This is a genomic window from Pseudoflavonifractor sp. 60, from assembly GCF_009911645.1.
Classification (GTDB): domain Bacteria; phylum Bacillota; class Clostridia; order Oscillospirales; family Oscillospiraceae; genus Lawsonibacter.
The window spans coordinates 1-10,074 of the sequence record NZ_QWKI01000248.1; the positions used below are offsets into that span (position 1 = coordinate 1).

8 protein-coding genes are annotated in these 10,074 nt (G+C 62.2%); all 8 read right to left on the reverse strand.

The window, feature by feature from the left end:
- Positions 1-216: 216 nt before the first annotated feature.
- The 8 genes from D1646_RS20875 to D1646_RS20910 all read right to left on the reverse strand — a co-directional run bounded on the left by D1646_RS20875 (position 217) and on the right by D1646_RS20910 (position 9,849).
- Positions 217-1,320 carry a GerAB/ArcD/ProY family transporter gene (locus D1646_RS20875; RefSeq protein WP_160638301.1) on the reverse strand — a complete coding sequence of 368 codons (1,104 nt, stop codon included), beginning with the start codon at positions 1,318-1,320 and terminating at the stop codon, positions 217-219.
- A 20-nt stretch (positions 1,321-1,340) separates the two neighbouring features.
- The gene (locus D1646_RS20880) at positions 1,341-2,402 is read right to left on the reverse strand and encodes a Ger(x)C family spore germination C-terminal domain-containing protein (protein WP_160638302.1); all 1,062 of its coding nucleotides are present in this window, start codon (positions 2,400-2,402) and stop codon (positions 1,341-1,343) included.
- Positions 2,399-3,907: a spore germination protein gene (locus D1646_RS20885; RefSeq protein ID WP_160638303.1), complete on the reverse strand. Its 1,509-nt coding sequence runs from the start codon at positions 3,905-3,907 to the stop codon at positions 2,399-2,401. Before D1646_RS20885 ends, D1646_RS20880 begins: the two co-directional genes overlap by 4 nt.
- 306 nt (positions 3,908-4,213) lie before the next feature.
- On the reverse strand, positions 4,214-5,470 hold the full coding sequence (locus D1646_RS20890) for an acetyl-CoA C-acetyltransferase (RefSeq protein ID WP_160638304.1): 1,257 nt from the start codon (positions 5,468-5,470) through the stop codon (positions 4,214-4,216).
- 464 nt (positions 5,471-5,934) lie between these two features.
- The gene (locus tag D1646_RS20895; RefSeq protein ID WP_160638305.1) at positions 5,935-7,866 is read right to left on the reverse strand and encodes a hypothetical protein; all 1,932 of its coding nucleotides are present in this window, start codon (positions 7,864-7,866) and stop codon (positions 5,935-5,937) included.
- Positions 7,841-8,743 carry an ABC transporter ATP-binding protein gene (locus D1646_RS20900; protein ID WP_160638306.1) on the reverse strand — a complete coding sequence of 301 codons (903 nt, stop codon included), beginning with the start codon at positions 8,741-8,743 and terminating at the stop codon, positions 7,841-7,843. The genes D1646_RS20895 and D1646_RS20900 overlap by 26 nt, the downstream gene beginning before the upstream one ends.
- Entirely contained in the window at positions 8,736-9,110 is a 375-nt protein-coding gene (locus D1646_RS20905) for a GntR family transcriptional regulator (protein ID WP_160638307.1), read from the reverse strand. The genes D1646_RS20900 and D1646_RS20905 overlap by 8 nt, the downstream gene beginning before the upstream one ends.
- Before the next feature lie 166 nt (positions 9,111-9,276).
- Positions 9,277-9,849 carry a Uma2 family endonuclease gene (locus D1646_RS20910; RefSeq protein ID WP_160638308.1) on the reverse strand — a complete coding sequence of 191 codons (573 nt, stop codon included), beginning with the start codon at positions 9,847-9,849 and terminating at the stop codon, positions 9,277-9,279.
- Positions 9,850-10,074 lie beyond the last annotated feature (225 nt).

Below are 10,074 nucleotides of genomic sequence, written 5' to 3' on the forward strand. Positions count from 1 at the left end.
CAACGGTTTCATATATTACCACACCGCCCAGCCTTTGTCAAGAACTTTTTTCGACTTTTTTCAAAGTTTTTTGTCCTCGCTCGGCTTGCTGACTTCTGTGCCCTGTTCTCGCGGACAGCTTCGATAGATTACCACCACTTTCCTCATTTGTCAAGCACTTTTTCAAAATTTTCTCAATATTTTTTCCGTGTTTTTCCTCTGCACAATATCTTCTACTCAGCCGCTCTTTTTCCCACAAGATATATGGTCCTTTCCCCGCAGACCCCCCACTGCCAACAACACTAGAGGTAACACGGCGCCTAAAACCAGGTTTCCCGCCGGGATCACTCGGGCATTCCACAGCTCCGCAGTCCCCAGGGCGGGGAAGAGGTACAGGGCTCCGCCGGCAGCCAGGACCACCACCGCCCAAGGGACCCACCTCCGATTCAAGTCCGGAAGCAGTTCACTGGCCATTGCCCGCACTGCAAAGACCAAGATCCCCCCCATAGTCAGGTCAGCAAAGGTCCATACTGCGGCGATCACACCCTCCGCTCGCTGGAAAGCCCCCTCTACGCCCACATTCTTGGCCAATATGAAGTAGGGGTTTTCCACTCTGCCTGCCAGACCGACCCCCAAGTTTCCCAAAATGACGCCCTGCGCCAGTCCCAGCAGCAGCATACCCCCCAGCCCCCAGAAGAGCCAGTGCCAGTTTTTTTTCTCGCCCTGGTCGGCCACCGCCCCCATCATAAAGGGAAGAAACAGCCCCCAGCCCATGACTCCGGCGGCGGACAGGACAGCCTGGAGCGCCGGTCCCGCCTCGCTCCACCACAGGGGAAACAGGCGCTCCAGTCTGGTCTGGGGGATGGACAGCAGCAAAACGACCCCTGCGGCGGTAAGCAGGGCCGCCAGAAAAAGCTGTCCCGCCCGGGCGAAGGCGGCCAGCTTTCCCCGCCCCATCCACAGCAGTACCGCCACCATGGACAGCAGGAAGAAGGCCAGCGCTCCGTCCCGCTCCCCGGTGGAGAACAACCGCTGGGCGCACAGCCGCAGCCGCAGCGCCAGCAGCAGCTCCGCCCATACTATATATAGTATCAGAATGCCGCCGCCAGCCCATTTTCCCAGTCTCTGGGTGATTCCCCGAGCCAACCCCTCCCGGCCAGCCAAACTGCCCAGCAGCCATCCCGCCGCCAGCACCACCGGCGCCGCCAGTACCACCGCCAGCCAGGCCCCTCTGCCGGCCCCCGGCAGAAGCAGCCCCGGAAACAGCTCCGCTGCCGGGGCCATAGCGCCCGCCCACAGCAGAGCCATCAGCTGAGTTCGGGATATTTTATCCTGTTCCATGTGTGCCTCCTTCGGCTTCACTAGGTCTGAATGGCGACCTGCACCTCAATCTCAATGGGTATTTGGGAAAAACCCCGGGGCCAATCCCCCTGGCCCCTCTGCCACTGGGCGGGGCAATACATGGCGGCCTGTGCTCCCAGACCGGCGCAGTCGGCCTCCAGCTCCTGGAGCCGGGTCAGCGCCCTCTGAATACAGGCCCGCTCCTGCTCCTCCGCCGCCGTCATCAGCGCCCTCAGCTCCTCCCCCTGGGGACGGCGGTCATACTCGGTCAGCCGGGCCTCAATCCGGCAGGTAAGCCGGAGCAGAGAGGGCATCTCCCCCTGAAACTCCAGGCGGCTTTTGGTGTGGGCAGAAGTGGTCTTCACTGAGGTACTCCCTACCGTCAAAATATGCCCCGTGGGACCGCCAGCCAGCAGCTCCAGCCCTCTGGCCTCATCCCCCTCCAAAAAGCCCGCCAGGGTATCCCCCTTTAACACGCCGTAGCCCCGCTGTGTCAGCTGAGCGGTCCCATCCCCGGCGGGAGAGAGGGCGGGAACAAAGGCGCAGCCCCGCTCCAGCAGATCGGTGTACACCTCTCCGGCGGTGCGGGTCAGAGAGGTGATCCCCATTTTGCCGTCGGCGCGGAGGGTCTCCAGCCGCTTTTCGATGCCCTCCTGGCCCCCCGCCTGGATGGCGTCACGGGCCGACCCGTCCCGGATCAGCCACAGCCGGGCTCCCAGGCCCAGCTCCGTGTTTCGGGCGGCGTAGTCCAGCACCGGCGTGACTCCCTGCTCCGCCAGGGTCTCCCCCAGGAGGAGCTGGTCCACATAGCCGAAGAACACAAAGCTGTCGCTCTGCCCCTGCATGGCCAGACAGGCGGCGCTGAGGGTATCGTCATCCGCCGACAGCACCAGGGATGATTCCCCCTCTGCCTGGAGCCCCTTGGCCTGGGGGCCGGTGGAGCCGGTGACCTCGACCCCCGCCGCTCCGCGGTCCACCCCGAGGGTGCGCAGGAGGGCCATATCCCCCATCTCCCGGGCAGCAGGCAGGCCGCTGCATCCGGTGAGCAGCACGGCGGTAAGCAGCACGGGGAAAATTTTCATCGCTGGTTCCTCCTGTTTCTTGTCTTCACTGCCCCGTCCCGCCACTTCATCATGGGCAGGGGCAGGCGGAACAGGCTGGGGTGGCCCCGGGGGACCCTTGTCCCGGTGGTAAAGGGGGCCAGATAGGCCACGCCGAAGGACTCCAGCCCCGCCAGGTGGTAGATCAGCCCGGCGCAGCCCAGGGCCAGCCAGGTCAGTCCTCCCAGGCTTGCCAGAATGGCCAGCAAAAACCGCCACAGCCGCAGGGCGTTGCCAAGGTCCTGGCTAGGCATGGTATAGCCCGCAACCCCGGCGATGGCCACGGCGATAAGCACGGCGGGAGAGACGATGTGGGCCTCCACCGCCGCGTTGCCCACCACCAGCCCGCCCAAAATGGACACCGTGGCCCCGATGGGTCCGGGGAGGCGCAGGCCGGCCTCCTGGATGACCTCGAAGGCCAGGAGCATAATGAGCACCTCGAAGATGGTGGAGAAGGGTACCTCCTGCTTGGCGGCCACAATGGACAGGGCCAGCTTGGAGGGGATGGCCTCGGGGTGAAAGGTGACCAGGGCGATATACAGCCCCGGCGTCAGCAGGGTTATCAGAGCGCACAGCCAGCGGATCAGGCTGAGGGCGCAGGCCGTCATCCAGTGGTAGGCCCGGTCCTGGCCCGTTTTGAAAAACTGGTCGATGGTGCCCGGGACCAGCCAGCCCAGGGGGATGCCGTCGGCGAAGAGACCCACCCGCCCCTCCAGCAGCCCCTGGCAGAACCGGTCGGGGCGCTGGGTATAGGGCATGAGGGGGAAGGGGGTCTTCGCAGTGTCCACCAGATACTCCTCCAAATTGCCTGCGGCCTCGACCCCGTCAATGTCAATCTCGTCCAGGCGGCCCTCCAGCAGCGCCACCGTGTCCGGGTCGGCGATGCCGTCCAGCCACAGCACATCCACCGGGGTCAGGGACTGCCGGCCCACAATGTGCTCCCGAATTTTCAGCTCCGGGGCCCGGAGGCGGCGGCGGACGAGGGAGGTGTTGGTGCGCAGGCTCTCCACGAAGGAGTCCCGGGCCCCCTTCAGGGCGGGCTCGTTCTCCGGCTCCCCCACGGAGCGCTTCTCCTCGGTGGCCACCGGGAAGACCAAGGCGTCGTCCCGGTCCTCCAGGAACAGGGCGCAGCTGCCGTCAATGAGGGCCAGGACCACCGAGTCCAGCTCAGTCTCCCGCTTGGCCCCGTGGGCGTAGAGGGCCCCCCGCTCCATCAGGTCGAACAGCTGCCCCTCGGGGGCGGTGGCCAGCATGGGGTCCTGGGCCAGGGGGCGGAGCACATAGTCGTTGAGCCGCTCCGACCGGGCCTGGCCGTCAATGTAGCACACCACCGCCTTCCGCTGGTTGTCCCCGTGGAGGTAGACCTCCCGTTTGGTGAAGTCCACGCAGTCGGTAAAGACCTCCTCCAGCCGGGCCAGGGACAGCGGACCGGGGATGCGGGGCTCCTGCCGGGGGTGGGGCGCATTGGCCCTGCTTCGTTTGGACATAAAAACGCCCTCCTTTGGCCTTAGTGTGCCGGAGGGAATCGGAAATTATACAGCGGATTTGAGGCCAGCGGCTTTACACTCATCCCCTCGTGATGCGAACGCCTTAAAAAATCAGGAGCTACCATTGTCAGGCCGGGGAGCATTCCCTGGCCTTTTCTACTACAGAGTCTTTTGTCTCAGGGGCCGCAGCTCCCAGCTGACGTCTCTCCCTGACCGCCGCAAAAACAATACTCCCTCTGTGAAAGACCGGACGTCTCTCACAGAGGGAGCATATTACCATTCAGGGACGATCAGGGGGCTGCGCAATCAGCACTTCTCGAAGATGGTGGCAACGCCCATGCCGCCGCCAATGCACAGGGTGGCCAGGCCCTTCTTGGCGTCATCCCGCTTCTGCATCTCGTGGAGCAGGGTCACAATGATCCGCGCGCCGGAAGCGCCCACAGGGTGGCCCAGAGCGATGGCGCCGCCGTTGACATTGACCTTGCTCATGTCGAAGCCCAGCTCACGGGCCACAGCGATGGACTGGGCGGCAAAGGCCTCGTTGGCCTCCACCAGGTCCATATCCTCAATCTTCAGGCCGGCCTTCTCCATGGCCTGACGGGAGGCGGGCACGGGGCCCACGCCCATGATCTTGGGGTCCACGCCGCCCTGGCCCCAGCTGACCAGCTTGGCCATGGGCTTCAGGCCGTACTTCTCCACAGCCTCCTTGGAGGCCAGCACGAGGGCGGCAGCGCCGTCGTTGATGCCGGAGGCCTGGCCGGCGGTGACCCGCTGGACATGCTTCTTGGCGTCAGCCTCGTGGATCCCGGTGGGCTGGAAGGTGTGGACAATGGCGTCCTCCACGCCCTCGGGGCCGCAGGGGAACGCGCCGCGCAGCTTGGCCAGCTTATCTACGGGGGTCAGGCGGGGAAACTCATCCACCTTGAACTCCACCATTTCCTTCTTCTGCTTGACCATAACGGGAACGATCTCGTCGTTGAACTTGCCGGCGGCCATAGCGTCGGCGGCCTTCTTCTGGGAGTTATAACCGAATTCGTCCAGCTCCTCCCGGGTGATGCCCCACACGTCGCAGATGTTCTCGGCGGTGGTGCCCATGTGGTAGTTGTTATACACATCCCACAGGCCGTCGGAGATCATGGTGTCCTTCATCTTGTTGTCACCCATGCGGGCGCCCCAGCGGGCGGCGGGAAGAGCGTAGGGGGCGGCGGACATATTCTCCATACCGCCGGCCACAACGATCTCGGCGTCGCCGCAGGCAATAGTGCGGCCCGCCTCAATGACGGACTTCATGCCGGAGCCGCAGACCATACCCACGGTGTAGGCGGGCACGGAGGTGGGCACGCCGGCCTTCAGGGCGGCCTGGCGGGCGGGGTTCTGGCCCAGACCGGCGGTGAGGATGCAGCCGAACATGACCTCGTCCACGTTCTCGGGCTTGACGCCGGCCCGGTTCAGGGCCTCCTTGATGACGGTGGCGCCCAGGTCGGCGGCGGGGGTGTCCTTCAGGGTTCCGCCGAAGGAGCCGATGGCGGTACGGCAGCAGTTGACAACATAAACTTCTCTCATGGTGGGTGTTACCTCCTAAATTTTGGTAGGGCACGTTGGAAGCGCCCGGGATAACCGCTCTTGCCCTCCATTATACAGAACGTGCGCCCAAATTGCAATAAGTTTTTCTGTCATCTTCAACTCGTAAAGTAGAGAAAATTTGTAGAGCGGGCCAGGGTAGTTCCACCTTGTGATGCCGCAGGAGCGCATAAGCGGCGCAGCCGTTTGCCCCCTTTGGCAAAGGGGCCCCTGAGCGAAACGAGGGCGGGGGATTGTCCCTAGGCGCACCATCTTCTATTTCAGATTTCAAGGCGAAACAGTGCCAGCCAGACAATCCCCACCGGCTTCGCCTCCGCCCCTTTCAAAAGGGGCCAGACCGCCTGCGGGCGGGACGAGGGATGGGCCTGGCGAAGCAGGGACATAAAGCGGCAGGCTAGGGTCGTCCGGCCCTGCAAAAGATACTTTACGAATTGAAGTCTCTCATTTTACCCGACGGAGGTGTCTGGCTCCCAGCCGCCGCTCTCGCTGACGGCGCTGCGGCTGGCCAGGGAATATCCCTTCTCCCAGATACCGCTCCCCTCCAGCACGGCCAAGGTGTGGCGGGCATGGGGGGTCAGGGTGATCGTCAGGTCGGAGTTGTAGGTGGGGCGGAAGGTCCCGTCCTCGTTGCGCACCAGGAGAGTTTCGCTGCTGAAGACCAGGTCGGTCATATAGGTGTTATTTTGTCGGTCCGCGTCCTCGTCAAAGAGATAGCGCACGCCGATGCTCCCCTCGGCGAAGTCCTGCTGCACCGCATCCCACAGCTCCTGGGCGCAGAAGTTCACATAGACACCGTAGGTCAGTTCCCGGCTTCCGTCGCCCTTGTCCTCCCAGACCCGGTCCAGCCAGGCCCCGGTGAGGCGGCGGTTTTTCAAAAAGCCCTCAAAGTCATAGGCCTGGGCCACCAGCGCCCGGTCCTGATACAGCTGCCCGATCAGGTTGGTAACCGAGCCCTGGACCTCCAGCTCATTCTGGTGGACAGGGATGCTGCTGTAGCTCCGGTCCAGACTGCCGCCACTCTTCAGGCTGTAGTGCAGCTGAAGACGGACATAGCTCTCCCCCGCCAGGAATTGGCCGCTGTTCGAGTAGTCCAGCCGCTCCCGGTCGTCCACAATGGCCTGGTGCAGGGCGATGAATTTCTGGATGGTTTCCGGGTCCTGGAGGGTTATGTCCAGATATTCGCCGCCGTCAATGGGGGCGCCCATATCCATCGAGACCTCCAGGGCAGCCACCTGATCCAGCTGGGGCACCCGAGTCTCGACTCCAAACAGGTCCCACTGGAGGGCCAGGCACAGCACCAGCAGCACCGCAGGCATGATGACCGCCCCCCTCCAGGCTTTCAGGACCCGGAAGGACTTTGTCAGCAGCATCTCCGCCACAAAATAGCCGATGACCGACCAGACCAGCACCCAGGGGGTGAGGGCGGTGACGCTGTTCCAGCCGAAGAAGGCGGCGGTAAACATACCAAAGCACAGCCCGGCGCAGAAGGACACTCCATATTTGAACAGGGGGCGCACCAGAGGGATGGCCACCACGTCGCCGGCGGTTTCAGCGTGGCGGCGGCGGTAGACATACAGAGAGGCAAAAGCCAGCACAACCCCCACGCCAGCATAGACAGCCAGGGTTGCGGAGGACTCAAAGCGGGGGATATTGCTGCTCCCCTGCCAGTATGCGGCCTCCCGCAGGGCGTAGGCGGGGGTCAGGTACTCCACAATCTGATAGGCGGCGGAAGAGCCGGTGTAGCCGAAGAAAAATTCGTGCATCACGCTGTCCACCAACTCGTAGATCACCGCGGCCAGGATGTTGAGAATGCCATAGAAAGCGGGCAGGGCCAGAATGTGGCCGGTGAACATGGCGCAGAAGGCGGCAAAGGAGAAGAAGAACAGGCAGATCCCGCTGATTGCCAGCAGCCAGGCCAGCAGCGCCCCCAGGGCCTGGCCCCAGAAGTCCATGGGCAGGAAGGCCACCTCTACCATAGCGGCGAGGACTGCCGTGGCCAGCTGGGGCAGCAGCAGGAAGCTGAGCCCCGCCAGATACTGGGTTGTGAACAGGGCCTCCCGCCGCATGGGCAGGGCGTGGAACCAGCAGGAGGACCGGCTGCTGTACAGATAGCCGAACACCGCCATAGCGCACAGCACGGCAAAGAAAGCGGCCAGGTACATCCCCGGCACCACGTAGGAGGGGAACTGGAGGGCCGCGTCAAGCCGCGTGTCAATGGCGGCCCGGTAGTCCCCTACAATGACGTTGAGATACTGGTTGAGCAGGTTCAGTGGCATCAAAAAGGCCCAGATAACCCCATAGCCCGCCCACAGGGGCCAGAAGCGGGCCAGGGTCTTGCGATAGAGGGTTGCGTTAAAGTACGATGTCGCGGACCGCATAGTCCTCACCTCCCAGTTCATAGATAAAGATCTCCTCCAGGGTCAGGGGCAGGGCCTCCATCAAAATGGGGCTGAATACCGCCATACGGGTCTTGATTTCCGCCGGATTCCCCCGGACGATCAGGGTATAGACCCGGCCAATCTGAGAGGTATGGAGTACGTTCAGGTCACGGGGCAGCTGGGGCAGCTCTGAGCCGGCAAAGGCGATCTGGAGCTTGACCACGTTGTCTTGGAGATCGGTGAGGGACCGTTCCAGCAGCACCTTGCCGTGGCTGAGGATGCCCACATGGTCGCACACATCCTCCAGCTCCCGCAGGTTGTGGGAGGACACCAGCACCGTGGTCCCCCGCTGGGCCACATCCCCCATGAGCAGAGTCCACACCTGACGGCGCATCACCGGGTCCAGACCGTCCACCGGCTCATCCAGCACCAGCACCTCCGGATTGCAGCACAGGGCCAGCCGGAATGCGGACTGCTTCTGCATCCCCTTGGACAGCCGGCGGATGGGATGTTTCTCGTCCACCTCGGGGAAGGCCTCCGCCAGGGCCTGGTACCGCTTGACGTCAAAATTGGGGTACATCCCCCGGTAGAAGCGCATCATGTCCCGGGTGGAGGCGGAATTGAAGTAGTACAGGTCATCGGGGATGGCGGCAATTTTCGCCTTCACCGCCGGGTTCTCATAGACCCGGTCCCCGTCTACCAGCACAGAGCCGGAGTCCGGGCGGTAAATGCCCATAATGTGGCGCAGGATGGTGGATTTGCCCGCACCGTTGGGCCCTACCAGACCATAGATGGAGCCCCGCTCCGCTGTCATGGTCAGCCCGTCCAGGGCCCGGAAGCCGTCAAAGCTCTTGACCACATTGTTTATTTTAATCATCTGCATTTCCTCCCTCCAGAGACTGAATGCGCGTCCAGAGCTCCTGGGCGCTGACCCCCAGGAACAGCAGCTCTCCCGCCGTCTGGTCGAAGGTGTTCAGCAGCTCCTTTTTCCGCCCCTCGTCAACCCCGGTGTTGGGGGCGGCGAAGGAGCCCTTGCCGGGGACCGAGTAGACGTAGCCCTCCGCCTCCAGCGCCTCATAGGCCCGCTGGATGGTGTTGGGATTGATGGCCAGCGTCCCGGCCATGGTGCGTACCGAGGGCAGCTTCTCCCCCTCCTGAATCACCCCGGTGACCATCAGCCGCCGCAGGCCGTCCTTTACTTGCTCGTAGATGGGACGGGCGTCCCGGTAGTCCAGGTTGAGCATAGGGACCTCCCTTCTCCGGCAGTGCCGGATACTGTATTAACTGTATTAGTACGGCTAGTATACAGCGGACCGGGAGTAAATACAATTAAGAACTTCTTAAATTTTTTTAAAGCCCTGCCAAAAACGCAAAAACAGGGCCGGAGGAACAGCCCCCCAGCCCCGTAAATCATTCAGGGAACACAGACGACAGCTCAATGACACAATCCTCCAGCACCGCCGCCTTAATCGAGTCTTCCGCCGTTCCGTAGCTGTTGACAAAATAGCGCCCGCCGTCCAGCAGGAAGGTCTGTACCTCTCTGGCCTCCGGGTCCACCAGCCACAGCTCCCGGACCCCTGCTTTCTGGTACAGGTCGAACTTGACCATTTTGTCGTGGCGGCGGGTTGAGGGGGAAAGGACCTCAATGACCAGGTCGGGCGCCCCCTTGCAGCCGTACTTGTCCAGCTTGCTTTTGTCGCATACCACGGTGATATCGGGCTCCACCATGGTGTCCACATCCTCGGGGGCGTCTCCGCCCCGCTCAAAAAGGCGGACGCCAAAGGGAGCGGGAAATACTTCGCAGCTCTTATCTTTCAAATAGTTATACAACTGTGCAAACAGCCCCCCGCAAATCCGCTGGTGGTCGGTCAGGGGGGGCGACATCATAAACGCCTCACCATCAATGATTTCAATCCGGTCTCCCTCGTTCCAGGTCAGAACATCGGCAAAGGTATAGCGAATCTCTTCTGCCGGCAGTGCCATAGGCTCAACTCCTTTTTCCCACGTTATTTATAGATTAAAGTCTACTTATAGTATAGACGAAAGTCAAGGAAAATTTCTGTACTCCGAAGCGAATCCGTGATATAATCGCCCTATGGAATACAGCCCTTCCCGCTCCTGGAGAGCGGAAGGAAAAGTCTGCAAAGGAAAAGTCAATAGGAAAATGAAATAAATTTGTGGACATAGAGGAAGGAGAAAAAAAGCAAC